The sequence below is a fragment of the Rhizobacter sp. P5_A1 genome (assembly GCF_056400745.1).
On sequence record NZ_JBFUKR010000025.1, the window covers coordinates 40,615 to 63,885 of the forward strand.

Below are 23,271 nucleotides of genomic sequence, written 5' to 3' on the forward strand. Positions count from 1 at the left end.
GCCCCGCTCAGTCGCGGTTGCGGTCCAGCGCGAACGCGCGGACCTGCACCACGAGGCGCTCGAACTCGGCATCGCTCAGTGCGACCAGCGGCGGCCGCACGCGGCGCCAGCCGGGTTCGCCGTCGAGGATCGCCATGATGCCCTTGAAGGCGGCGGTCATGCCGTAGCCGCCGAGCACGTCGATGAACGCCTGCACGCGCTGCGCATCGCGCGCTGCGTCCGGGCCGGTCGGCTGCGACACCAGGCGCCCCACCAGGTGGGGCATCACGTTCGCGACCCCGCTGACGGCGCCCAGGCTGCCGCGCGTGGCCATCACCTGCAGGTCGGGTTCGTTGCCGACCCAGACCTGGATCGGCGGCATGAACGCCTTCGCGTAGGCGAGCGAGCCCTCACGCTGGCCACTGCTGTCCTTGAGCCCGATGATGGTCTCGCGGTACAGCGCCTTCAGCGTCTCGATGACATGGTGGCTGACGCCGACGCCGGCGACCTGCGGGATGTGATACAGCACGACGCGCAGGCGCGGGTCGTCGACCTGGTCGATGACCCAGCGATAGGCGTCGACCACGCCCTGATCCGGCACGCCCTTCAGGAAGAACGGCGGCAGCAGCAGGCAACCGAACGCGCCGACGCTGACCGCGTGGCGCGTCAGCTCGGCGGCGTCGGGCAGCGCCGCGCAGCTGGTCGAGACCAGGATGCGGTTCGCCGGCACGCCGCCGGCGATCAGGCCGTCGATCGCGGCGCGGCGCTCGGCGACCGTGAACGACGGGCCCTCGCCGGTGGTGCCGAACGGGGTCACGCCGGTGCAGCCGGCGTCGAGCAAGCGGCGCGCATGGCGCGCGAAGGCGGGGATGTCGATCGCCAGCGCATCGGTCAACGGCGTCAGCAGCGCGGGCCAGATGCCGCGGTAGTCGGGGGAGGTGGTGGTCACGGTGGGCTTTCGGTGGTCGGTTCGGTGAATCGGTTCGGTGAATCAGCTGGGCGCGCCCCAGGCCTCGTCGAGGCGCTGGTGCGGCGCGAGGCCGACGACGTCGCAGAACGTCGCGTAGCTCATGCCAGGCTGTTGCAGGCCGTTCGGCGTGCCGTGCGTGCGCAACGCCGCGAGCGCCTGTTCGACGGCGCGCGCCGCGGCGAACAGCGCGGTCACGGCATGGAACACGACGGCGAAGCCCATCGCCTGCAGCTCGGCAGCGCTGAAGCGCGCGGCTTCGGTGCCGTCCACGATCGAGACGACCTTGGGCCCGGCGACGCGGCGCGCCACGGCCTCGACCTCCGCCATGCGCTTGATGCCGTCGACGAACACCAGGTCGACGCCGGCGTCCTGGTAGCGCAGCGCCCGCCCCACCGCTTCGTCGATGCCGGAGGCCGGCAGCGCATCGGTGCGGCCGATGATCAGCAGCGGGTCGGCGCCGCGCGCCTGAACCGCACAGCGCAGGCGGCGTTCGTTCTCGCGCGCGTCGATCAGGCGGATGCCGGCCATCTGGCCGCAGCGCTTGGGGGCGACCTGGTCCTCGAGGTGGATCGCGGCCACGCCGGCCTGCACGTACTCGCGCAGCGTGCGCTCGATGTTCGACGGGCCGCCGTATCCGGTGTCGGCATCGGCGATCACGGGGATCGTCACGGCGCGCGTCATGTCGCGTGCGTGCGTCGTCATCTCGGTCTGCGTCAGCAGGCCGATGTCGGGTTGGCCGAGGCGTGACGCGGTCGCACCGAAGCCGGTCATGTAGATCGCCTCGAAGCCGGCACGCTGCACCAGTCGCGCGCTGAGCGCGTCGTAGGCGCCGGGCGCCTGCACGATCGCGCCGGCGGCCAGCAGCTGCTTCAGTTGTTCGGCCGGGTGCGTCATCGGACTCAGCCCATCATCAGACCGCCGTCGATGTTGATCGACTGGCCGGTCATGTAATCGGATTGCGGCGACGCGAGGAACCCGGCGAGGTCGGCGACATCCTCGGGCGACTGCGGCCGGCCCATCGGCACGCTCGCGATGCGCTGCTGCCAGATCTGGCCTGGCGGCAGGCCCTGCAGCGCCGACCAGTCGCGGTCCATGCGCTGCCACATGTCGGTCTCGACCAGGCCCGGGCAGATCGCGTTCACGGTGATCTGCGGCGCCAACGCGATCGCCGCCGATTGCGTCAGGCTGATCACGCCGGCCTTGCTCGCGCGGTAGTGCGGGATCACCGCGGCGATCGGGCCGGCGCCGGGGCGCCCGGCGATCGAGGCCATCATGATGATCTTGCCGCGTGGCCGGCCGTCGGCCAGCGGCGCCTGTGTGAGCATGTGGCGCGCGGCGGCCTGCAGCGTCAGGAAGCTGCCCTTGACGTTGACGCCGAGCATGCGATCCCAGTCGGCGCCGTCGAGTTCGAGCAGCGGCTTGAGCTGCATGATGCCGGCGTTGCAGACCATCACGTCGAGGCGGCCGAAGGCGTCGACCGTCTTCGCGACCAGCGCGGCGCAGTCATCGGCGCGCGTGATGTCGGCCGGCACGCCGAGCGTGGCGAGCTCGTCGGCCACGGCCCCGCAGGCCGCGGCATCGATGTCGGAGACCACCACGCGGGCACCCTCGCGAGCGAAGGAACGCGCCAGCGCGCGGCCGATACCCTGGCCGGAGCCGGTGATCGCGACGACCAAGCCCTGCGCCATCGTCATGCCGGCTTCTTGCGCGCCAGCGGCGCGTCGGCCACGTAGGTGCGGTTCCAGACCGGCGAGATCACCATCTCGTTGATGCAGACATGCGCCGGCTGCTCCGCGATGAAGCGGATCGTCCGGCCGAGGTCGGCCTCCTGCAGCATGCGCGCCTTGTCGGCCTCGGTCGGCTGCACCGGGCGCTTCTTGAGGATCGGCGTCGCGACCTCCCCCGGGCACAGCGCCGTGGCGCGCAAGCCGTTGACGCATTCCTCGATGTTGAACGAGTGCGTCAGCGCCATCATCCCGGCCTTGCTCGAGGTGTAGGCCGGCCCGGTGAGGTACTCGAAGTGCCAGCCGGCGAACGACGCGACGTTGATCACCGTGCCCTCGCGCCGCGCGCGCATGCCCTTGGCCGCGGCCAGCGTGCAGTACGCCGCGCCGTTCAGGTTCACGGCGACGACCTGCGCGAAGGTCTCGGCATCGGTCTCGCCCCAGTAGCGCTTCGGGAAGTTGATGCCGGCGCTGTTGACGAGGATGTCGATGCGCCCGTGCGCGGCCTCGATCGCGGCGGCGACGCGCGTCACCGCCGCCGCGTCGGCGACATCGAGCGGCATCGCGGTGATCGCCCCCGCCGGCGCGCCGAGCCGAAGCGCGGCGGCCAGCGCATCATCGAGCTTGGCCGCCTCGCGGCCCGAGACCACGACGCGCGCGCCGGCCTTCGCCAGCTCGATCGCGCCCGCCAGCCCGATGCCGCTGCCGCCACCGGTCACCCACGCCACCTTGCCGGTCAGGGTCGTCATCGACACGCTCCGATCGGTGGCCGCATCAGTTGCCACGGATGCGCTTGAGTTCGGCCGTCACCATCTCGATCGGCTCGGCACCGATTTCCTTGGCGTGGCGTTCGTAGATGGGCTTGGTCTTGTCGCGGATGCGCTGCATCTCGGCCGGCGAGATCTCGTTCACCACCATGCCCTTGGCGCGCAGGTTCTCGACGCTGCGCGCTTCCTGCGCGCGGTTCGCCTTGCGCTGGTCGGCGCGGCCCTGCACCGCGCAGTCGCGCAGCGCGGTCTGTTCCTGCGGCGAGAGCGTGTCCCAGATCTTCTTCGAGAACAGCACCAGCGTCGGGCTGTACGCGTGCCGGGTCAGCGTCAGGTACTTCTGCACCTCGTAGAACTTCATGTTCTCGATGTTCGTGAACGGGTTCTCCTGGCCGTCGACCGTCTTCGTCTCGAGCGCCGAGTAGACCTCGGTGAACGCCATCGGCACCGCGTTGCTGCCGAGCGTCTTGAAGGTGTCGAGGTAGATGTTGTTCTGCATCACGCGCATCTTCACGCCGTCGAAGTCCTCGGCCTTCGTGATCGGGCGCTTCGAGTTCGTGGTCTGGCGAAAGCCGTTCTCCCACCACGCGAGGTTGACGAGTCCGACCGCCGGCAGCTTGGCTGCGAACCACTCGCCCACCTTGCCGTCGAACACCTGGTCCGCCTCGGCCGAGGTGTTGAACAGGAACGGCAGGTCGAACACGCCGAGCGCCGGCACGATCGAGACGACCGGCGCCGTCGAGGTGATCACCATGTCGAGCGAGCCGGTGCGAACGCTTTGCGTGCTGGTCAGGTCGCTGCCGAGCGCGCCGTCCCAGAACGGCTGGATCTTCAGCTTGCCGCCGGATTTCTCCAGCGTGCAGGCGCCCATCTTCGACAGGCCGTTGCCCATCGGATGCTCCTTGCTGACGCCGTTGGAGACGCGGAAGTTGCGCTCCTGGAACTGCGCGTGGGCGTTGCCGATTGCGAGGCAGGCGAGCGCGGCGAGGCTGGTCTTGAAAAATGTCATGTCATGTCTCCTTCTGTCGTTCTGAAATTCAGCTGAACCATTTGAGCGGGACCATCACCAGCGCCGGGAACAGCACCAGCAGGAACAGCACGATCAGTTCGGCCCACAGGAAGGGCCACAAGCCCTTCATCAGGTCTTTCATCGAAATCTTCGAGACGCCGCAGATCACGTTGAGCACGATGCCCACAGGCGGCGTGATCAGACCGATCGCGTTGTTCATGATGAACAGCACGCCGAAATAGACCGGATCGATGCCGGCCTCCTTGATCACCGGCATCAGCACCGGCGTCAGGATCATCAGCGTCGGCGCGAAGTCGAGCGCGGTGCCGACGATCACGACCAGCGCCATGATCACGAACATCAGCACCGTCTTGTTGAACATGAAGGGCTTGAGCAGTGCCGCGACCTGCTGCGGCACGTCCGACGTGGTGATCAGCCAGGCCGAGACCAGCGCCGCAGCGATCAGGAACACCACCACGGCGGTGCTCTTCGCCGCCGCCACCAGCAGGCCGTAAACGGCCCGCAGAGGCAGCTCGCGATAGACGAACACGCCGAGCACGAAGGCATAGACGCAGGCCGCGACACCGGCCTCGGTCGGCGTGAAGACGCCGAACTTCAGGCCGCCGATGATGCCGGCCGGCATCAGCAGCGCCCAGATGCCATCGACGCCGGCGCGCAGGCGCTGGTTCATGCCCTGACGTGGCAGCACCGTGACCTGGTCCTTGCGCGCCACCCATTGCCAGGTGATCAACAGCGACAGGCCCATCAGCAGCCCCGGAAAGATGCCGGCGAGGAACAACTTGCCGATCGAGACGTTGGCAATCACGCCGAACACGATCATGCCGATCGACGGTGGGATCACCGGTGCGATCACCCCGCCGGCCGCGATCAGCCCGGAGGCGCGCGGCACGTCGTAGCCGGCGCGGCGCATCATCGGGATCAGCAACGCGCCGATCGCCGCGGTGTCGGCGGCCGCGCTGCCCGAGATCGCCGCCATCACGACCGACGCGAAGATCGCCACGTGGCCGAGACCGCCACGCACGTGGCCGACCCACGAGAGCGCGAAGTTGACGATGCGTTTGGAGATGCCACCGGCGTTCATCAGTTCGCCGGCGAGCATGAAGAACGGGATCGCGAGCAGCGGGAAGCTGTCGGCCCCTTCGAGCAGCTTCTGCGACAGGATCGTCGTGTCGATTTGCCCCTGCGAGACCATCAGCGCCGCGCCGCAGATCAGCAGCGCAAACGCGATCGGCAGGCCCAACGCCATCGCGCCGAGCAACGAGAACGTGAAGACGGCAATCGTCATGGCTTGTTCCCCGGGGCGGCATGCACCACTTCTTCGCTCTCGCTGATCTCGATCAGCTCGGCGTCGGTGATCGCGCCGCTGGCGATGCGCCACAGCTTGTGCAGCGCGAGCAGCCCGATGCAGACGCTGGTCAGGTAGCCGACGCCGAAGACCCAGATCATCGGCAGGCCGGTGACCGGCGCCGCCGTCGTCGCGTTGACCTCGTGCTGGCGCCACGTGCCCCAGAACAGCATCGCGCAGCACAGCAGGATCAGGCCCTGGCAGATCGTCAGGCAGATCAGCTTGCCGCGTCGCGACATCTGGCTGACGACGTTGTCCATGCCGAGGTGCGAGCCATCGCGCATCGCGACGATCGCGCCGATGAAGGTCAGCCAGACAAAGCAGAAGCGCGACATCTCCTCCGAGACCGAGATGCCGGAGTTGAAGGCGTAGCGCAGCACGACATTGCCGAACACCATCACGACCATCGCGACGAGCAGCAGCGCGAGCACGGCCTCGATGGCTTTGAACAGCCAGTCGACCGCGGCCACGGCCGGGCGGCTCATATCACCTTCCCCGGGTTCAGCAGGCCATGCGGATCGAGCGCCTTCTTCAGCATGCGCATCAGCGCGATCTCGGCCTCGCTGCGCGCGTGGCCCAGGTAGGGCTTCTTCGCGGTGCCGATGCCGTGCTCGGCCGAGACGCTGCCCTTGAACTCGCGCACCAGGCCATAGATGGTTTCGTCCATCTGCTTCTTCGGCTGGTTCTCGACCGACAGGCCTTCGACCCACGCGACCAGGTGCAGATTGCCGTCGCCGATGTGGCCGTAGTAGACGCTCTCGCAGCCGGGGATGTTCTGCAGCAGCGCCGCCTTGCAGCGCGTCGCAAAGGCGTCCATGTCGCGCACCGCGAGTGCCACGTCGAACGAGACGTGCGGGCCGAGCGTCGGGAAGAACTCGGCGCAGGCATCGCGCAGCGCCCAGAACGATTGCGTATCGGCCACGGACTGTGCCACCGCCGCGTCGGCGATCGCGCCCTCTTCCAGCAAGCGCTCCAGCCACGCAGCGAAGCGCGGGCCGTCGATCGCCTCGTCGGTGCCCTGCGCTTCGACCAGCACATAGAAGCCGTGGTCGCCGCCGACCGGCGCGCGCACGCCGACGCGCTCGGTGACGACCTGCCAGTAGTCGGGCCACATCACTTCGAACGCCGACAGCAGCGGCCCCAGCCCGCGCCGCGCCGCGCCGAGCAGGCGCACCACCGAGGCGTAGTCGGGCAGCGCGCACAGCGCCGACATCGTGCAACCCGGCTGCGGGTGCAGGCGCAGCACGATGCGGGTGATGACGCCGAGCGTGCCTTCGCTGCCGATGAACAACTGCTTGAGGTCGTACCCCGCGTTGTTCTTCATCATCTTGTTCAGGCTCGTGACGATGGTGCCGTCGGGCAGCACCCACTCGAGCCCGAGCACCAGCTCGCGCGCCATGCCGTAGCGGATCACGCGGTTGCCGCCGGCATTCGTCGAGAGGTTGCCGCCGATCGCGCACGACCCACGGGCACCGAGGTCGAGCGCGAAGTACAGCCCGGCGTCGGCAGCGGCCCGTTGCACGGCCTCGAGCGGCGTGCCGGCCCGGACCGTCATCGTCGCGCTGTCGGGGTCGATCTCCTCGACGCCGACCATGCGCTCCATCGACAGCGCGACCCAGCCCGGTTCGGGCCGCGCGCCACCGCACAGACCCGTCAGCCCGCCTTGCGGCACGACCGGGACGCCGGCCTCGCGGCAGGCACGCAGCGTGGCCGAGACGCCGGCCGCGTCGAGCGGCCGCACCACGGCAATCGGCGTGTTCGGCGCCTGCGTGCTCCAGTCGTTGCAGTTGCGCTCAGGAATGTCGGCGCCGAACAGCACGGCGGCGGGGCCCAGTGCGTAGCGGAGCTGAGTCAGTGCCGGGGGCACTGCCGCGGCAGGCGTGGTGTTCATGGAGCGCATGGAGCGCATTCTCTTGTATGTAAGGTACTAAGGCACACTAGTACAATCCCTGATCCGGACGCCCGCACGGCGCGCGCCAATCTGCGAGACTCGGTGCGCAGGCACGCGCCCTGCTTCCTTCACGATGTGGTCATCCGAGAGAGTCGCCCGTTGAGCGAACCCAGCTTCAAGATCGACACCCCAAAATCGCTCGCCACGCTGGTGGCGCAGCGCCTGCGCGAGGCCATCATCGATGGTCAGTTCGCGCTCGGCGCGATGATTCCGGAGGAGACGCTCGCCAGCTCGTTCGGCGTCAGCCGCACACCGGTGCGCGAGGCGCTGAACCAGTTGCAGCTGCTCGGCCTCGTGACGATCCGCCCGCAGCGCGGCAGCTACGTCTTCGAGGCCAGCGAAGCCGACATCGCGGCGCTGTGCGAGTTCCGCTGCGTGATGGAGCCACGCGCCGCCGAACTCGCCTTCCACCATGCGCGCGACGCCACGCTCGCCGACCTGAAGACCGCCGTCGGCGAGATGGCCGCGGCACGCAAGAACAAGGACGGCGTGCGTTACAGCCGTGCCGACACGCGCCTGCACGAGGCCTTCGTCGCGCACTGCGGCAACGCCTACCTGCAGGCCGCATACGCCACCGCGGGCGCCAAGATCGCGGCACTGCGCACACACCTGTCGGCACCGGCCGACGTGCTGCAGTCGCGTGGCAACGAGCAGCACCGCCGGCTGATGGACTTCTTCGGCGCCGGTGACTTCAAGGCTTTCGAGGCGCTGATGCGCGAACACGTGATGGGCACGCGCGACCGCTATGTCGCCAGCTTGAAGGCGCGCCGACAGAACGAAGGTCAGGCGCGCCCGGCGGCACTTTGAGGACGGGCCGGAAGCCGAGGCCGACGGCACGCTCGCGCGCCGGGAGCTCGTTCGGTGGAGTGCAAGCGGCTCCGTTTGCAACGCCGTTTGGCAAAATGGGGGCTTCCAAACGACGGAACCATCGATGCCGTGCGTCGCTGCGATCCGCTCCGCTCGCAACCTTACCGCGCCAGAGACGCAACATCACATGGTCCAACCGTTGAAGCAACAAATCGCCGCCGAACTCCGTGCCCGCGACGCCGTGCTCGTCGCCCACTACTACGTTGACGGCGACCTGCAGGATCTGGCGCTCGAGACCGGCGGCTGCGTTGCCGATTCGCTCGAGATGGCACGCTTCGGGCGTGACCATGCGGCGAAGACGCTGATCGTCGCCGGCGTGCGCTTCATGGGCGAGACCGCCAAGATTCTGTCGCCGACCAAGCGTGTGCTGATGCCCGATCTCGAAGCGACCTGCTCGCTCGACCTGGGCTGCCCGCCGGATGAATTCGCGGCGTTCTGCGACGCGCATCCCGACCGCACGGTCGTCGTCTACGCGAACACCAGTGCCGCCGTGAAGGCGCGCGCCGACTGGATGGTCACGAGTTCGTGCGCGGTTGCGATCGTGCGCCACCTGCAAGGCCTCGGGCAGAAGATCCTGTGGGCACCCGACCGGCACCTGGGCCGCTACATCCAGCAGGAGACCGGCGCCGACATGCTGCTCTGGAACGGCGCCTGCATCGTGCACGACGAGTTCAAGGGGCTCGAGCTGGAGCTGATGCGCCGCGACCATCCGCAGGCCCGGGTGCTGGTGCACCCGGAGTCGCCGGCCAGCGTCGTCGCGCAAGCCGATGTGGTCGGCTCGACCTCGCAGCTGCTGAAGGCCGTGGTCGACGGCAGCGCGTCGACCTACATCGTCGCGACCGACAACGGCATCCTGCACCGCATGCGCCAGCTTGCGCCGGGCAAGACGCTGATCGAGGCACCCACCGCCGGCCAGAGCGCGACGTGCAAGAGCTGCGCCCATTGCCCATGGATGGCGATGAACGAACTGCAAGGCGTGCTCGACTGCCTGCTGCACGGCCGCGGCGAGATCAGCGTGCCCGAACCCGTGCGCGGCCAGGCCCTCGGCTGCATCGAGCGCATGCTCGACTTCGTCGCCGCTCAGCCGGCCGCGGTTGCCGCGCCTGCGGCGCAGCAGGGCTTCGTGCCGAACATCGGCGCCGCCTGATCGCGATGACGATGTTCGACACCAACGAGACGCTGGCCCAGGCACGCGAGCGCAATGTCCGCGATGCGCTCGCCGAAGACCTCGGCCGCGGCGACTGGACCGGCCGATTGATCCCCGAGGGCACCCGTGTGCACGCGCGCGTCAAGGTGCGCGAGAACGCCGTGCTCTGCGGCCGCGACTGGTTCGACGGCTGCGTGCTCGCGCTCGACCCCGCAGCGAAGATCGCCTGGCATGGCGCCGAGGGCGCCGACATGCGGGCCGACAGCCCGGTCTGCGAGATCGAAGCCGACGCACGCGCGCTGCTCTCGGCCGAGCGGCCGGCGCTGAACTTCCTGCAGCTGCTGTCGGCCACCGCGACGACCACGCGCGCCCATGTGCGCGCGATAGCAGGCGCGTCACCGAACCCGCGCGGCTGCGTCGTGCTCGACACGCGCAAGACCCTGCCGGGCCTGCGCCAGGCACAGAAGTACGCGGTTCGTGTCGGCGGCGGCCAGAACCAGCGGCTCGCGCTGTGGCACGGCATCCTGATCAAGGAGAACCACATCGCCGCGGCCGGCGGCGTGGCGGCGGCGCTGGCCAATGCGTTCGCGCTGCAATCGGGCGTGGAGATCCAGATCGAGGTCGAGAGCCTCGATCAATTGCGCGAGGCTCTCGCGGCGGGCGCGACCCGCGTGCTGCTCGACAACTTCAGCGAGCCGGCGATGCGCGAGGCCGTCGCCGTCACCGCGGGCCGCGCGCTGCTCGAGGTCTCGGGCGGCGTCACGCTCGCGCAGTTGCGCGGCATCGCCGCGACCGGCGTCGATCGCATCTCGATCGGCAAGCTGACGAAGGACGTGCAGGCGGTGGACTACTCGATGCGGGTGGTCGGACACGCGGCGTGATCGGCTGACTTTCCGTCTCCCTGGTACAGACCGTGCTTCACGGCGAGCAGCGTCGCGGCTCGCCCTTTCCGGGCCCGCGAACGTCGACATGGAGAAGCACTCGAATGCTGTACGTGGAGAGAATTCAAGCGCCTGATATCGAGAAGTCAAGGACACCATCGAAGCTCTCTGGCGAGGTCTTCGGCACGCTCATCAACCTCTCGGGCCGCAGGCGCTTCACGTCGCAGCGCGTCGTGTTGTTCGCGGTGCTGGCGTCGCAGGGGCGCGACGCCGCACTTCAGGTGGCCGACGATGCGCTGACGGCCTTTGGAGACGCGCACGGCGCGCTGATCGAGGGGAACGATCAAGTGCCCGGCGTCTTCTGCGACGAGTTGCACGAGGCGTACTTCGGCGCGGGGCAAGGCGACAAGATCATTCGCGATTTCATCGGGCTCGCCCGGCGCACGCTCGACGCCGTCGAGTCGTCTTCTCCCGGTGCGCAATCGTTGCTCGAGCGGCTCGTGGAGAGCGCCACGCCGCTGCTGGCCGTGCTCAACGCGATCACCCAGGTCTATGACGACCTGGCCAGGCGCCAGGCCGCACTCGCCAGGAAGCAGCTGACAGCGGTCATGAGCGACATCGAATCGATCGCCAAGCACGCGCACATCGTGGCGTTCAACGCCCAGGTCGTCGCGGCCCGCGCCGGGCCTTCGGGCCGGGAGTTCTCGGTCGTGGCGAGCGAGTTGTCGCGGATCACCGGCAAGATCGATGAACTCGTGCGCGAGGCGCTGCGTGCCTCGGTCGCCTGAAGAAAGGAAGCCTCAATGCAGCGCCGTACCGCCGTGGGATTGATCGGAAGCTTCTCGCTTCTGACCGTCAGCAACAACTTCGCCCAGGTCACCGATCTGAACGACGCCATCAACAAGGCCGGCCGCCAGCGCATGCTGTCACAGCGAATGGCCAAGGCCTACCTCGCGGTGGGACAGCGCGTCGTCGCGCAGCGCGGCCAGGACATCCTCGGCGCGTCCATGGCCGTGTTCGATCGCCAACTCGTCGAACTCAAGGCCTTTGCGCCCACGGCGGACATCAAGGCCACCTACAGTCAGCTCGACGCCGCCTGGAGCGTCTACAAGTCGGAGCTGGTGGGCCAGGCCCCGACGCGCGAGAACGCACCTGCACTGATCGATCTGGACGGCAAGGTGCTGGCCCTCGCGAACAAGGGGACGCTGCAGCTCGAGCAGCTGTCCGGCAAGCCCGTGGGCAGGCTCGTCAACATCGCGGGGCGGCAACGCATGCTGTCGCAGCGGGTCGCGAAGTTCTATCTGGCGCAGGCCTGGGGCGCGTCGGTGCCCAATGCACAAGCGGAACTGGACAAGGCCCGCGCCGAGTTCGTGGCCGCCCTGGATGTGCTGGCCAACGCACCCGAGGCCACTCGGCAGATCGGCCAGGAGATCGACCTGGCGCGCAATCAATGGGTGTTCTACGAAGCCGCACTCGCACAGCGCGGTGCCGCCACGGCGGCGTCCGAACGGAGCACGAACGTCTTTCTGTCGAGCGAGAACATCCTGTCGGTGATGGACAAGGTCACCGGCATGTACGCCCGCCTGACGGCCTGACGGACGGGCCGCTGCGGCACGGGCGGTCTGACCGGCTCGGCCGCGGGCCTATGGCCGCGGCTCGCTGTGCGCCGGCCGCGTCAGCACGGTCGGGAAGCTCACCGGCAGCGCAGCCGGAAAGTCCCGGCTGTAGTGCAGGCCGCGGCTCTCGTGGCGCATCAGCGCCGAGCGCACCACCAGTTCGGCGCAGTCGACCAGGTTGCGCAGCTCCAGCAGATCGCGGTTGACGCGGAAGTTCGCGTAGTACTCGCGGGTCTCGCCCCGGAGCAGCGCGATGCGGTGCAGCGCGCGCTCGAGCCGGCGCGTCGTGCGCACGATGCCGACGTAGTTCCACATCAGCAGCCGCAGCTCGTCCCAGTTGTGCGAGATCACGACCTGCTCGTCGGCATCCTCGACCTGGCTTTCGTCCCAGTCCGGCACCACGGGCGCGGCGCCTTCGGGCTCGCGCACGATGTGCGCGGCGCAGCTGCGGCCCAGCACGACGCACTCGAGCAGCGAGTTGCTGGCGAGCCGGTTCGCACCGTGCAGCCCGGTGTAGCCGGCTTCGCCGACGGCGTAGAGCCCCGGCAGGTCGCAGCGGCCGTCGAGATCGGTGACGATGCCGCCGCAGGTGTAGTGCGCGGCCGGCACCACGGGAATCGGCTGGCGCGCGATGTCGATGCCGAGCTGCAGGCAGCGCGCGTGGATGGTCGGGAAGTGCGCCTGCAGGAACGCCTCGCCGAGGTGCGTCGCATCGAGCAGCACGCAGTCGAGCCCGTGCTTCTTCATCTCGAAGTCGATCGCGCGCGCGACGATGTCGCGCGGCGCGAGTTCCGCGCGTTCGTCGTGCGCCGGCATGAAGCGCGTGCCGTCCGGCAGGCGCAGGTAAGCACCCTCGCCGCGCAGCGCCTCGCTGATCAGGAAGCTGCGCGCCTGCGGATGATCCTGCGGGTAATAGAGGCAGGTCGGGTGGAACTGGATGAACTCCATGTTCGCGACGCGACAGCCGGCACGCCAGGCCATCGCGATGCCGTCGCCGGTGGCCGTGTCGGGGTTGGTGGTGTAGCGGTAGACCTTGCCGATGCCGCCGGTGGCCAGCACGACCGCGCTCGCGGCCAGCGTCTCGACGCGGCCGCTGGCGATGTCGAGCGCGTAGACGCCGTGACAGCGTGGCGCGGGGTCGAGCTTGACGTGGCGCGAGGTGATCAGGTCCACCGCAAAGACCTGTTCGCGCAGCGTGATGTTCGGATGCGCGGCGGCACGCGCCAGCAGCGCATCATGGATCGCCTTGCCGGTCGCGTCGGCCGCGTGGGCGATGCGGCGCACGCCGTGACCGCCTTCGCGGGTGAGGTGCAGGCCGAGCGGACCGGCGGCGTCGTCGGTGAACGGCACGCCTTGCTGCACCAGCCACTCGACGGCCGCGGCGCTGTGCTGCGAGACGAAGCGCGCGGCATGCGCGTCGACCAGGCCGGCACCAGCCTCCTGCGTGTCGTGCACATGGGCGTCGACGCTGTCGTCCGCGCCGAGCACGCCGACGATGCCGCCCTGTGCCCAGGCGGTCGCGGCCTCGGTCAGGTCGCGCTTGGCCAGCACGACCACGCGCCGATGCTCGGCCAGGTGCAGGGCCGTGCACAGGCCGGCCAGGCCGGCACCGACGATGACGATCGGGAGCGCGCTGTCGGCCATGGTCTACGCCGGCACGTCGAGTTCGAGGTTGTCGATCAGCCGGGTCGTGCCGAGCCTGGCGGCCGCGACCGCAACCAGTGCGTCGCCTGGCAGCGGTTCGCCGAGATCGACGCGCCGCCGGATCGCGACGTAATCCGGTTTCCAACCGCGCGCTTCGAGCGCGCGCAGCGCGGCGCCCTCGAGCGCCGACCAATCGCGACGCCCGCGCCGCACGTCGTCGGCGATGGCCTTCAGCAGGCGCGACAAGGTCACCGCTTCGGAGCGCTGTTCTGCATCGAGGTAGCCGTTGCGCGAGGACAGCGCCAGACCGTCCTCGGCGCGCGTCGTCTCGCCGGCGACGATCTCGATCGGCAGGGCCAATTGCCGCACCATCCGGCGGATCACCATCAGCTGCTGGTAGTCCTTCTTGCCGAACACCGCGAAGCGGGGCTGCACGCAGTTGAAGAGCTTCAGCACGACCGTGCACACGCCGGTGAAGAAGCCCGGGCGGAAGTGGCCCTCGAGAATGTCGGCCAGCGCCGGCGGCGGCTGTACCGTGTAGGCCTGCGGCTCGGGATAGAGCTCGGCCTCGTTGGGCGCGAACACGAAGTTGCAGCCCGCGCCGCGCAGCAGCTCGCAGTCACGCTCCAAGGTTCGCGGGTAGGTGTCGAAGTCCTCGTGCGGCGCGAACTGCAGCCGGTTCACGAAGATGCTCGCGACGACCGGGCCGCCGGCGGCCTTGGCGCGCTCGATCAGCGACAGATGACCGGCATGCAGGTTGCCCATCGTGGGCACGAAGGCGGCGCCGGTGCTGCCCGCGAGGGCCTGGCGCAGCTCGGCGATGGTGTGGATGACGCGCATGCGGGATTGGCTAGAAGGTGTGGATGGACTCGACCGGAAAGCTGCCGTTCTTGACCGCAGCGACGTAGCGACGGATTGCCGACTCGACGCCGGAATCCGCGGCGTCGTGGTCGCGCATGAAGTTGCGCACGAAACGCGGCAGCTTGCCGTGCGTGATGCCAAGCATGTCGTTCAGCACCAGCACCTGGCCGCTGCAGGCCGCGCCGGCGCCGATTCCGATCACGGGGATGCGCAGCGCGGCCGTCAGTTCGCCGGCGAGCGCGCTCGGCATCAGCTCGAGCACCAGCATCGCGGCCCCGGCCTCGGCGAGGTCGCGCGCGTGGCGCCGCAAGGTTTGCGCGTCCTGCTCGTCGCGCCCCTGCACGCGGTAGCCGCCGAGTGCATGCACCGATTGCGGCGTGAGCCCCAGGTGCGCGCACACCGGGACGCCGCGCTCCACCAGGAAGCGCACCGTCTCGGTGGTCCAGCCACCGCCCTCGAGCTTGACCATGTGCGCGCCGCTTTGCATCAGCCGCGCCGCGCTGCGCAGCGCTTGTTCAGCGGATGCGTGATAGCTGCCGAACGGCAGGTCGGAGACGATCCACGCATGGGTGTTGCCTCGCGCGACGCACTGCGTGTGATACGCCATCTCGTCGAGCGACACCGGCACCGTGCTGTCGTGGCCCTGCAGGACCATGCCGAGCGAATCGCCGACCAGCAGCACGTCGACGCCCGCGGCGTCGAGCAGGCGCGCGAAGCTGGCGTCGTAGCAGGTCAGCATCGCGATCTTCTCGCCGGCCGCGTGCATCGCGCGCAGGCGATGCAGTGTCATCGGCTTGCGCGCCTCGCTCATGACATCGCCCGCAGCCCGAGCCGATCGAACAGCGCCCGGTCGCGCGCGGCCTGCGGGTTCGACGTGGTCAGCAGGCGGTCGCCGTAGAAGATCGAATTCGCGCCGGCGGCGAAGCACAGCGCCTGCAGCGCATCGTCCATCTGCTCGCGCCCTGCGGAGAGCCGCACCATCGTCTTCGGCATCGTGATGCGCGCCACGGCGATCGTGCGCACGAACTCGAACGGGTCGAGCGGCGCGGTGCCCGCCAGCGGCGTGCCCTCGACCTGCACGAGGTTGTTGATCGGGACCGACTCGGGATATGGATCGAGGTTGGCCAACTGCGCGATCAGACCGGCGCGCTGTGCCCTGCTCTCGCCCATGCCGACGATGCCGCCGCTGCACACCTTGATGCCGGCCCGACGCACGTGGGCCAGCGTGTCGAGCCGGTCCTGATAGGTGCGCGTGCTGATGATCGATCCGTAGAACTCGGGCGCGCTGTCGAGGTTGTGGTTGTAGTAGTCCAGGCCGGCGTCATCGAGGGCCTGCGCCTGCGCGGCGTCGAGCATGCCCAGCGTCATGCAGGTCTCGAGCCCGAGTGCCTTGACCTCGCGCACCATCTCGCTGACGCGTTCGATGTCGCGCGGCTTCGGGCTGCGCCAGGCAGCACCCATGCAGAAGCGCGTCGCGGCCTGCGCCGCATCGACCACCTCCTGCAGCGGCATCAGCTTGCCGGCCTCGACGCCGGTCTCGAAGTGCGCCGACTGCGGGCAGTAGCCGCAGTCCTCCGGGCAGCCGCCGGTCTTGATCGACAGCAGCGTGGAGAGTTGCACTTCGCTGGCATCGAAGTGCTCGCGGTGCACCTGCTGCGCGCGGAACAGCAGGTCCATGAACGGCAGATCGAAGAGGGCTTCGATGTGGTCGAGACGCCAGCGGGTTTCGACGCCGCTCGGCTGGCGCGAGGCCGTGGCTCGCACGGCGGACAGGGGAATCGTGGCGATCGTGGTCATGCTGGCTCGCACGCAAGAGGTAGAGGAGCGCGCAGGCACTGCCCGCTCGGGTCGCCAGCGCTTCGCTGTCCACTGAGGCGCCGACTGCCGGGTGACGGATGTCGGGCCTTCAGTCGCGACACGGAGAGGCGCTTGGTGGCGTCGAATCGGGTCGTCCAGAAGAGAAGTGGCGGGATTATGCTGCAGAGCAGCAACCGCGCTGAATGTCCGGAATTGGCCGGGGGCGTGAGCTCGCGGACCGAATTCGAAGGCCCGCGTTGGCCCTGGCGCCTACGACGCGCGAGTTGGGTCTCTTCAGTGCCGAACCAGCGGCATGAACGCACGCTTTGCCCGAGCGCGCCGGCCAGCGCATCGCACCAGCGCAGCCGCGCGCGCTACGCTTGCGCCGGGTCGAGCGGTGGACCGCCTCTCGCCCGAAGAGACACCAATGGAGACACCGTGCACCGTCGACAAATCCTCAAAGCCGCCACCGCCGCCGCCGGCCTCTGGGCCGCCTCGGCGGCAGCGCAAAAGCTCGAGCCGCTGCCTGAACTGCGGATCGTGATCCCTGCCAACCCCGGCGGTGGCTGGGACCAGACCGGCCGGGCGCTGGGAACGGCGTTGCAGACGACCAAGCTCGTCGAACGCATCCAGTACGAGAACATCGGCGGCAAGGCCGGCACGATCGGGCTGACCCAGTTCGTCGATCGCTATTCGAACGCGCCGAACACGCTGCTGGTGGGCGGAATGGTCATGCTGGGCGGAATCGCGTTGCAGCGCCCCGCCACCGACCTGACGCGCGTCGCGGCGGTGGCCGAGCTGACCAGCGACTACATGGTCGTCGCAGTGCCTGCAGCGTCGCCGCTCAAGTCGATCAAGGACCTGGCGGCCCGGCTCGCCTCGCCGGAGTTCAAGGCCACGGTGGTCGGCGGCTCGGCCGGTGGGGTCGACCACATGCTGCTGGGGATGATGCTGCGCGCCACCCGCGGCCTGCCCGACAATTTCAGCTACCTTGCGACGAGCAGCGGCAGCGATGCGGTGCGCGCCCTCCTCGAAGGCAAGGCCCAGCTGGGCATCTCGGGCTACAGCGAGTTCCGCGGCGCGATAGAGAGCGGCACGGTCCGCGCCCTCGCGATCAGTTCCAGGCGCGGCCGGTTCGGGCTGCCGTCGCTGCGCGAAGGCGGGGTCGATACCGAGCTGGCCAACTGGCGTGGCGTGTTCGCGCCCGCGGGCCTCACCGCCACTCAGACTGCGGCGTTGACCACCTTGGTGGAGCGCGTTGCCAAATCGCCGGAATGGGCCGAGCTGGTGCGACGCAACGACTGGCAGGCCACCTACAGGGCCGGTGCCGACTTCCGCAGTTTTATCGAGAACGAGCAGACCATGGCCCGGGTCGTCGTGCACATGCTCAAACTCAAGGCGTAGCTTCACGCGGCGCCAGTGCCGGCGGTCCAACGCGCGGGCTGGTCTGCCCTGCTGCGGTCAGGTGCTTGGCGCCATCCTTGACGTCGTCCCTTGGTCGAGCCCATACTGTACGAATACACAGTATCGAGCCGCCATGTCGATCCAATACCGCCAGAACTATCGCCCGCGTCCCGCGCCGCGCCTTCCCTTGTGGGCACAACGTGTGTGGGGCTGGCTCTGAGCCCCGGCAACGTTCGTCAGGGTCCGAGACCCTGCGCAAGCTGGCTCGCGCCCGGATCGTTGAGGACCGTCGCTTCCTCGAGCCAGTCGTTTGCCAGCGTTCGCGAGCACCGGTACCTGCGACGAAACCTGTGATGCGTCGATGATCAGTCGCGACAGACTTCCCGACGGCGCCGCGGTCGGCTCCGACCGCATCAGGGAGCGCGCGCCGCGCAAGAGCATGGCTTCGGCCGGCTTCGGCTCCCCCGGCGAGGACGTGACGGTCCGACGCATCGACCTGAACGACGCGCTCATTCGCCATCCCCAATCGACCTTCGTGATGCGCGCGGCCGGCGAGGCGATGGCCGACGCCGGCATCTCGGCCGGCGATGTCATGTTGGTCGACCGTGCCCTCAAGCCCGAGCATGGTCACATCGTGATCGCCGTCGTCGAAGGCGAACTGACCTGCCGCCGCCTTCACACGCAACACGGTCGCATCAAGCTCGAGGCCGTCAGCCCCGGCCATCCGGACATCGTCCCCGATGATGGCGCGCCACTCGAGATCTGGGGCGTCGTGACGACGGTCATCAGGTCGCTTCTCGGCTGACGGGGCGGCGCATGCTGGCGTTGGTCGACGCGAACAACATGTACGTGAGCTGCGAACGCGTGTTCGCGCCTCGCCTCGTGGGCCTGCCGGTCGTCGTGCTCTCGTCGAACGACGGTGCCTGCATCGCGCGGTCGAACGAAGCCAAGGCACTCGGCGTCGAGATGGCCCAACCCTGGTTCCAGGTGAAGCACCTGGTGCGCACCGCGGGGCTCGTCGCGGTCTCGGCGAACTTCGAGCTCTACAGCGACATGAGCGCCCGCATGATGGCGGTGGCCGGCCGCTTCGCGCCCCGCCAGCAGGTCTACTCGATCGACGAATGCTTTCTCGACTTCGATGGCGTGCGCGGCGATCTGGTCGCCATCGGCAAGACGCTGCGGGCCGCGGTTCTGCGCGAGGTCGGGCTGCCCGCCTCCGTCGGATTCGGCTCGACCAAGACCCTGGCCAAGCTCGCCAACCACGTGGGCAAGACGGCCGACCGCAAGCCGGGTTCGTACCCGACCGGCCTCGCGCAGGTCTGCGACTTCGGGATGCTGAGTCCGACCGGACTCAACGCCGTCTTCGGTGCCACCGACGTGGGCAGCATCTGGGGCGTCGGGAGGCGCATCGGCGCGAAGCTTCGCGAGCAAGGCGTGACGACCGTACTCGACTTCGTGCGATCGGATGCCGCGGTCATCCGCAAGCGGTTCAGCGTCGTGCTCGAAAAGACGCTGCTCGAGTTGCGCGGTACCTCGTGCCTGGAGATGTCCGACGTCGCCGATGCACCAACCGCCAGGCAGCAGATCCTCGTCTCGCGTTCATTCGGCCAGGCCATCACGAACCCGGCCGGCATTGTCGAGGCGGTCAGCGAATTCGCATCGCGCGCCGCGGAGAAGCTCCGGCACCAGGACAGCGCCGCCGGCGCCGTCGGCGTATTCTTCACGACGAGCCCGTTCCGTCCGAACGACCGTCAGCACGGCGTGAACGTCACGGTGCCGCTGATCCGGCCGACGGCCGACACTCGGTTGCTCGTCGAGACGGCGGTCCGGGCGGCGCGTCTGGAGTTCCGCCCGGGTTTCAGCTACGCGAAGGCGGGCGTCATCCTCGTGAATCTGCAGCCGGCATCCCAGCACCAGGGCGAGCTCGACCTGTTCTCGAGCGACGAGGCGCTCGCGCCCCCGACGAAGGACCGCTCGGCACTGATGGATGCGATGGACGTGCTGAACCGCCGGTACGGCCGTGACTCGGTGCGGGTCGGGAGTGCGACGCTTGCCAGCCATGACACCGACGTTCGCAGCTGGGCCACGCGGCAGGAGCGCAGGTCACCTCGCTTCACGACCCGGTGGGACGAGATGCCCGTGGTGAAGGCGTGACGGACGACCGCCCGCGGCGCGGGCCATCAATGCGCCAGGTCGATCAGCCCCTCGCGGCGAAGTCGCTCGAGCTTCCGCTTCGAGGCCGTGCGCGGCCGGCGCGCCGCATGCGGCCGAGCGACGAACCCCATTGCGTCGAGAGCCGCAAGCATCAGCGCGAACGTGTCAGTGCGGTGCAGTACGGCAGATCAGGGACCTGGCGCCGGATTGTTCGGCAACGAGGGGAGTGCCCTCAGGTATTCGTAGATCGCTGTCAGGTCCTGGTCGGTCTTCTTGCCGATCACGGGCCAGGGCATGACCTGCAGGATCTCTCCAGGCGGATCGTTCGGGTTGTGCCCGGTCCTCAGGGTCGAAATGAACTGAGCCAATGTCAGGCCGGCAGGCTTCCCGCTCGCGTCAGGCGTCAAGTTGGCCGACGTGAAGGGGCCAAATTGCCTGCCTCCGGTCAGGTACTGCTGGAAGTTCACCATCTCCGGGAAGCCCTTGAACGGATCCCCATTTGCCAGATAAGACGGATGCGTGTGGCAGTCATTGCAGCCCGAGGTGTTGACGATGTAGCTGCCGATCCCGACAAGCGCTCGGTTTTTGCCCTCGAGGCTCAGGAACACCCCCGACGGCACGACCTGGTATCCACGCTTGACCTGGGACTCGCTCTGCCCGTCGTCGTCGCTGGCGCGCGCCGGGACGGCGAGCGTTGCGGCGACAAGGGACAAGACAGCAAGCCGAACCCCGTTGCGAGCACTCATGGCGATCTCCCTGTGTCGTTGAAAGACTCAGTGCCGCCCCACCCGAGCGACACAGCGGGAACATACCCGCCAGGTCGACGGAGAGGTGACGTTTCGATTGCCGAATCCGCGCACCCCCCTAAGTTGACGCTCGGCTTCTGGAGCTTTCAGCTTCGCGCACGACCTGGCGCACTGCTGCTGCGCCGACCCCAAACGCGATCGTGACGGCTTGCGCCTTGCGCGAGTGGCGGCCGCGCAGCGAGCAATCCTGAGAGGCGAATGTCGGGAGTGGGTCGTGATGGGACGCGGTCGCGCGTCGAAGCAGCGCAGCCGGAAGCGGTCATCAATTCGGGCTTGCCTCTCGCATTGGGCGCCGGTGCCCCGAAACGGATGGGCATTCTTTCGGAAGCCTCCGCGGAAGCCTCCAAGGACACGCTTATCTGGGAACCGAAGTTCTGGGAGCGGATGGCACGGCGCGGGTGGATCGTGGGACAGAACGTTGTTGTCGAGCGTGCCTTTGCTGAAACGAAGTCGGATCGTCTCCCTCGGCTTGCAGAGGAGCTCGTGCGAAAACGTGTGGATGTCATCCTCTGCCTCGGTGATCAGGAGGCAATGGTCGCGGCAGCCCGTGCGACACAGACTATTCCGATAGTCGTCTTTGAGGTGCTGGATCCCGTCGAACAGGGATTGGTCGAGTCCCATGCGCAGCGCGCGCATTGCGGCGTCATAGCGCAGCGCACAGCTGAGCTCTGCGGTGCCACGGACCTGGCCCGCGCGCAGCAGCGGACTGGTGATCGGAGCAGCCCAAAGCCGAGCGCCTGGAACTTCAGGGTGTCAGTAGCGACGACGCCGAGCGGCTGCAACAGATCGGCGGCCTGGTCGCGCAGGAACTTCTGCAGGGTCAGGTTCTTCGCACCTTCACGTCCGAGGAGCTGAGCTTTGGTCGCAAGACCTACGAAATCGGCGACATCACGGTGCTTGACGACAGCGTCAAGGTGCAGCTGAAGTAGCGGGCCGGGACTGATCCACTGTTGTGAGACGTCATGCAAGACAAGCAACGACATCGGGATTGCAGCGTCTGCCGCGGTGCGGCGGCGAGGCCTGCACTCACGGTCTCGTCGGTCCGATAGTTGCCGAGACCGGTCACCTATCATTCCGCCGATCGACGAGGTGTCGGCCGTCTTCGAGGTGAATCAATGCGGACCGTCAAGTTTAGAGCTGGGGAAACGATCATTTCCGAAGGTGAAGACGGCAACGACGCTTTCCTCATTGTCTCGGGATCGGTCGATGTCAGCGTCGGCAAGGAGGCGAAGGCACAGACCATCGGGACGCTCAACGCGGGCGAAGTGTTCGGTGAACTGTGCCTGATCGAGCCCGGCCCGCGCTCGGCCACGATCACGGCGGTGACCCATGTCGAATGCGTGGTGATTGCTTATGACGACTTCATCCCATTGATGCAGAACGAGCCGCAACGGGCGATCTTCTACATGAAGAGCCTCGTTCGGAGGCTGCGCGAGATAAGCAATTTGCTCTCCATCGCACCAGCCGAAGTGCTGGGCCGTCGCATCCAGCAGAGCCTGCACGTGGTCCTCGCGGGCCTAGAAGAGTGCGACGCGCTCTCCGGAGACGACTTGAAGGCCCTTGGACATGAGCTGCGCATGCTGCTCCAGATCGACCGAGTTCAGATCGCGACTGGGGAGATCGACAAGGCTGAACAAGTCCTGCAATACATGCTGCGCCCGAACATCGAAGAGTGCCTGAACCTGTGGTTCGGCAAATCCGAGCAGACGGACCTGGATATCTTGAACCGGTTCGGCGCGGACGTGGCCCTGGCATCCAGGGGGCAGTACGACCACTGGGCATTGAATGTCGAGCACCCGCGCTTGTTGGTAGCACTGGTGATCATGCTCGACCAGTTCAATCGCAACATGTACCGCGACACGCCTCAGATGTATGCCTGCGACGCGCGCTGTCAGGGCCTGGTCAGGCGAGGACTGCGCGTCGGTATCAGCGGACGACTGCGCCCGATCGAGCGGGTCTTCCTGTGCTTGGCGTTGACCCACTCCGAGGCACTGGACGACCAGCTCTTGTGCATGGAGGAGTGGGGGCGGGCGATGGAAGAGCTGGCGCCGGATGACCCGCTGAATGTCTTCCACGAAATCTTCCACCGACACGTCGCGGTCATAAAACGTTTCGGCCGCTACCCACATCGCAACAAGATCCTGCAGCGGGTGAGCACCGTGGCGGAAGAGGACTTCCTGGAAAACGGCTCGTTCCGCTTCGACCTGCCGCTGACCCGGCGGTCGGATGGCACGTTTGCGTTCGCCGGCGCGGTGAAGAAGCGCACCGTGAAGCTGCTCGACCACGAGTACGAGACCCTGCTGCCGGACCTCGACGAGGTCGGGCACA

22 protein-coding genes and 1 pseudogene are annotated in these 23,271 nt (G+C 68.1%); 9 read left to right on the plus strand and 14 right to left on the minus strand.

Going from position 1 to position 23,271, the window contains the following annotated elements; all coding sequences use genetic code 11:
- Positions 1–7: 7 nt before the first annotated feature.
- Genes AC1DTW_RS22195 through AC1DTW_RS22230 form a run of 8 tightly spaced genes read right to left on the minus strand, consistent with a single transcriptional unit; the run spans position 8 to position 7,706 of the window.
- Positions 8–928 (minus strand): dihydrodipicolinate synthase family protein, encoded by a 921-nt coding sequence (locus tag AC1DTW_RS22195; RefSeq protein WP_477983564.1) that lies wholly within the window; start codon positions 926–928, stop codon positions 8–10.
- Between the two features lie 42 nt (positions 929–970).
- The gene (locus tag AC1DTW_RS22200) at positions 971–1,843 is read right to left on the minus strand and encodes an isocitrate lyase/PEP mutase family protein (RefSeq protein ID WP_477983565.1); all 873 of its coding nucleotides are present in this window, start codon (positions 1,841–1,843) and stop codon (positions 971–973) included.
- 5 nt (positions 1,844–1,848) lie between these two features.
- A complete protein-coding gene (locus tag AC1DTW_RS22205; protein WP_477983566.1) occupies positions 1,849–2,643 on the minus strand; it encodes an SDR family NAD(P)-dependent oxidoreductase in 795 nt (264 codons plus the stop codon).
- Positions 2,640–3,422 (minus strand): SDR family oxidoreductase, encoded by a 783-nt coding sequence (locus AC1DTW_RS22210; RefSeq protein WP_477983567.1) that lies wholly within the window; start codon positions 3,420–3,422, stop codon positions 2,640–2,642. Before AC1DTW_RS22210 ends, AC1DTW_RS22205 begins: the two co-directional genes overlap by 4 nt.
- Positions 3,423–3,447: 25 nt before the next feature.
- Positions 3,448–4,449, minus strand: coding sequence for a TRAP transporter substrate-binding protein (locus AC1DTW_RS22215; RefSeq protein ID WP_477983568.1), 1,002 nt, complete (start codon positions 4,447–4,449; stop codon positions 3,448–3,450).
- 28 nt (positions 4,450–4,477) lie between these two features.
- The gene (locus AC1DTW_RS22220) at positions 4,478–5,755 is read right to left on the minus strand and encodes a TRAP transporter large permease (protein WP_477983569.1); all 1,278 of its coding nucleotides are present in this window, start codon (positions 5,753–5,755) and stop codon (positions 4,478–4,480) included.
- Positions 5,752–6,300 (minus strand): TRAP transporter small permease, encoded by a 549-nt coding sequence (locus AC1DTW_RS22225; RefSeq protein ID WP_477983570.1) that lies wholly within the window; start codon positions 6,298–6,300, stop codon positions 5,752–5,754. The genes AC1DTW_RS22220 and AC1DTW_RS22225 overlap by 4 nt, the downstream gene beginning before the upstream one ends.
- Positions 6,297–7,706 carry an FAD-binding oxidoreductase gene (locus AC1DTW_RS22230; protein WP_477983571.1) on the minus strand — a complete coding sequence of 470 codons (1,410 nt, stop codon included), beginning with the start codon at positions 7,704–7,706 and terminating at the stop codon, positions 6,297–6,299. The genes AC1DTW_RS22225 and AC1DTW_RS22230 overlap by 4 nt, the downstream gene beginning before the upstream one ends.
- Before the next feature lie 159 nt (positions 7,707–7,865).
- Between AC1DTW_RS22230 and AC1DTW_RS22235 the strand changes: the two genes are divergently transcribed.
- The 5 genes from AC1DTW_RS22235 to AC1DTW_RS22255 all read left to right on the plus strand — a co-directional run bounded on the left by AC1DTW_RS22235 (position 7,866) and on the right by AC1DTW_RS22255 (position 12,256).
- Positions 7,866–8,573, plus strand: coding sequence for a GntR family transcriptional regulator (locus tag AC1DTW_RS22235; protein WP_477983572.1), 708 nt, complete (start codon positions 7,866–7,868; stop codon positions 8,571–8,573).
- A 124-nt stretch (positions 8,574–8,697) separates the two neighbouring features.
- Positions 8,698–9,780, plus strand: a complete 1,083-nt coding sequence (gene nadA / locus AC1DTW_RS22240) for a quinolinate synthase NadA (protein WP_490363514.1) — start codon at positions 8,698–8,700, stop codon at positions 9,778–9,780.
- Positions 9,781–9,791: 11 nt separating this feature from the next.
- Positions 9,792–10,661, plus strand: coding sequence for a carboxylating nicotinate-nucleotide diphosphorylase (gene nadC, locus AC1DTW_RS22245; RefSeq protein WP_477983574.1), 870 nt, complete (start codon positions 9,792–9,794; stop codon positions 10,659–10,661).
- Positions 10,662–10,765: 104 nt separating this feature from the next.
- Positions 10,766–11,449, plus strand: a complete 684-nt coding sequence (locus tag AC1DTW_RS22250) for a methyl-accepting chemotaxis protein (RefSeq protein WP_477983575.1) — start codon at positions 10,766–10,768, stop codon at positions 11,447–11,449.
- A 15-nt stretch (positions 11,450–11,464) separates the two neighbouring features.
- A complete protein-coding gene (locus AC1DTW_RS22255) occupies positions 11,465–12,256 on the plus strand; it encodes a type IV pili methyl-accepting chemotaxis transducer N-terminal domain-containing protein (protein WP_477983576.1) in 792 nt (263 codons plus the stop codon).
- Positions 12,257–12,304: 48 nt separating this feature from the next.
- On the opposite strand, the gene nadB is transcribed toward AC1DTW_RS22255, so the two are convergent.
- From nadB to bioB, 4 genes are read right to left on the minus strand one after another with little or no spacing between them, the layout of a single operon-like run.
- A complete protein-coding gene (gene nadB, locus AC1DTW_RS22260) occupies positions 12,305–13,921 on the minus strand; it encodes an L-aspartate oxidase (RefSeq protein WP_477983577.1) in 1,617 nt (538 codons plus the stop codon).
- Between the two features lie 3 nt (positions 13,922–13,924).
- Positions 13,925–14,761 carry a pantoate--beta-alanine ligase gene (gene panC, locus AC1DTW_RS22265; protein WP_477983578.1) on the minus strand — a complete coding sequence of 279 codons (837 nt, stop codon included), beginning with the start codon at positions 14,759–14,761 and terminating at the stop codon, positions 13,925–13,927.
- 10 nt (positions 14,762–14,771) lie between these two features.
- Positions 14,772–15,593 (minus strand): 3-methyl-2-oxobutanoate hydroxymethyltransferase, encoded by an 822-nt coding sequence (gene panB, locus AC1DTW_RS22270; protein WP_477983579.1) that lies wholly within the window; start codon positions 15,591–15,593, stop codon positions 14,772–14,774.
- Positions 15,590–16,579 carry a biotin synthase BioB gene (bioB, locus tag AC1DTW_RS22275; protein WP_477983580.1) on the minus strand — a complete coding sequence of 330 codons (990 nt, stop codon included), beginning with the start codon at positions 16,577–16,579 and terminating at the stop codon, positions 15,590–15,592. The genes panB and bioB overlap by 4 nt, the downstream gene beginning before the upstream one ends.
- Before the next feature lie 438 nt (positions 16,580–17,017).
- Here bioB and AC1DTW_RS22280 point away from each other — a divergent pair, with 438 nt between their 5' ends.
- The 3 genes from AC1DTW_RS22280 (at position 17,018) to AC1DTW_RS22290 (ending at position 20,137) form a co-directional block, all read left to right on the plus strand.
- Positions 17,018–17,983 carry a Bug family tripartite tricarboxylate transporter substrate binding protein gene (locus AC1DTW_RS22280; protein ID WP_477983581.1) on the plus strand — a complete coding sequence of 322 codons (966 nt, stop codon included), beginning with the start codon at positions 17,018–17,020 and terminating at the stop codon, positions 17,981–17,983.
- A gap of 361 nt (positions 17,984–18,344) precedes the next feature.
- Positions 18,345–18,788, plus strand: coding sequence for a LexA family protein (locus AC1DTW_RS22285; RefSeq protein WP_477983582.1), 444 nt, complete (start codon positions 18,345–18,347; stop codon positions 18,786–18,788).
- An 11-nt stretch (positions 18,789–18,799) separates the two neighbouring features.
- Positions 18,800–20,137, plus strand: coding sequence for a Y-family DNA polymerase (locus AC1DTW_RS22290; protein WP_477983583.1), 1,338 nt, complete (start codon positions 18,800–18,802; stop codon positions 20,135–20,137).
- A gap of 188 nt (positions 20,138–20,325) precedes the next feature.
- Here AC1DTW_RS22290 and AC1DTW_RS22295 read toward each other — a convergent pair whose 3' ends face one another.
- Together AC1DTW_RS22295 and AC1DTW_RS22300 are read right to left on the minus strand one after the other, a co-directional pair.
- A complete protein-coding gene (locus tag AC1DTW_RS22295) occupies positions 20,326–20,883 on the minus strand; it encodes a hypothetical protein (protein ID WP_477983584.1) in 558 nt (185 codons plus the stop codon).
- 581 nt (positions 20,884–21,464) lie between these two features.
- Positions 21,465–21,926 carry a hypothetical protein gene (locus AC1DTW_RS22300; protein WP_477983585.1) on the minus strand — a complete coding sequence of 154 codons (462 nt, stop codon included), beginning with the start codon at positions 21,924–21,926 and terminating at the stop codon, positions 21,465–21,467.
- Between the two features lie 132 nt (positions 21,927–22,058).
- On the opposite strand from AC1DTW_RS22300, the pseudogene AC1DTW_RS22305 reads away from it, so the two are divergent.
- Positions 22,059–23,120 (plus strand): annotated as a pseudogene (locus tag AC1DTW_RS22305) (DUF924 family protein); the annotation flags it as partial.
- Between the last annotated feature and the right edge of the window lie 151 nt (positions 23,121–23,271).

What these genes read in the sequence shown, in the direction of transcription:
- AC1DTW_RS22200 (WP_477983565.1), bottom strand. Translation starts at nt 1,843, where the DNA reads ATGACGCACCCGGCCGAACAACTGAAGCAGCTGCTGGCCGCCGGCGCG.
- AC1DTW_RS22295 (WP_477983584.1), bottom strand. Translation starts at nt 20,883, where the DNA reads ATGAGTGCTCGCAACGGGGTTCGGCTTGCTGTCTTGTCCCTTGTCGCC.
- nadB (WP_477983577.1), bottom strand. Translation starts at nt 13,921, where the DNA reads ATGGCCGACAGCGCGCTCCCGATCGTCATCGTCGGTGCCGGCCTGGCC.
- AC1DTW_RS22220 (WP_477983569.1), bottom strand. Translation starts at nt 5,755, where the DNA reads ATGACGATTGCCGTCTTCACGTTCTCGTTGCTCGGCGCGATGGCGTTG.
- AC1DTW_RS22215 (WP_477983568.1), bottom strand. Translation starts at nt 4,449, where the DNA reads ATGACATTTTTCAAGACCAGCCTCGCCGCGCTCGCCTGCCTCGCAATC.
- AC1DTW_RS22230 (WP_477983571.1), bottom strand. Translation starts at nt 7,706, where the DNA reads ATGAACACCACGCCTGCCGCGGCAGTGCCCCCGGCACTGACTCAGCTC.
- AC1DTW_RS22300 (WP_477983585.1), bottom strand. Translation starts at nt 21,926, where the DNA reads ATGTCGTTGCTTGTCTTGCATGACGTCTCACAACAGTGGATCAGTCCC.
- AC1DTW_RS22225 (WP_477983570.1), bottom strand. Translation starts at nt 6,300, where the DNA reads ATGAGCCGCCCGGCCGTGGCCGCGGTCGACTGGCTGTTCAAAGCCATC.
- bioB (WP_477983580.1), bottom strand. Translation starts at nt 16,579, where the DNA reads ATGACCACGATCGCCACGATTCCCCTGTCCGCCGTGCGAGCCACGGCC.
- AC1DTW_RS22255 (WP_477983576.1), top strand. Translation starts at nt 11,465, where the DNA reads ATGCAGCGCCGTACCGCCGTGGGATTGATCGGAAGCTTCTCGCTTCTG.
- nadA (WP_490363514.1), top strand. Translation starts at nt 8,698, where the DNA reads ATGCCGTGCGTCGCTGCGATCCGCTCCGCTCGCAACCTTACCGCGCCA.
- panC (WP_477983578.1), bottom strand. Translation starts at nt 14,761, where the DNA reads ATGCGCGTCATCCACACCATCGCCGAGCTGCGCCAGGCCCTCGCGGGC.
- AC1DTW_RS22285 (WP_477983582.1), top strand. Translation starts at nt 18,345, where the DNA reads ATGATCAGTCGCGACAGACTTCCCGACGGCGCCGCGGTCGGCTCCGAC.
- AC1DTW_RS22250 (WP_477983575.1), top strand. Translation starts at nt 10,766, where the DNA reads ATGCTGTACGTGGAGAGAATTCAAGCGCCTGATATCGAGAAGTCAAGG.
- panB (WP_477983579.1), bottom strand. Translation starts at nt 15,593, where the DNA reads ATGAGCGAGGCGCGCAAGCCGATGACACTGCATCGCCTGCGCGCGATG.
- AC1DTW_RS22205 (WP_477983566.1), bottom strand. Translation starts at nt 2,643, where the DNA reads ATGACGATGGCGCAGGGCTTGGTCGTCGCGATCACCGGCTCCGGCCAG.
- nadC (WP_477983574.1), top strand. Translation starts at nt 9,792, where the DNA reads ATGTTCGACACCAACGAGACGCTGGCCCAGGCACGCGAGCGCAATGTC.
- AC1DTW_RS22290 (WP_477983583.1), top strand. Translation starts at nt 18,800, where the DNA reads ATGCTGGCGTTGGTCGACGCGAACAACATGTACGTGAGCTGCGAACGC.
- AC1DTW_RS22210 (WP_477983567.1), bottom strand. Translation starts at nt 3,422, where the DNA reads ATGACGACCCTGACCGGCAAGGTGGCGTGGGTGACCGGTGGCGGCAGC.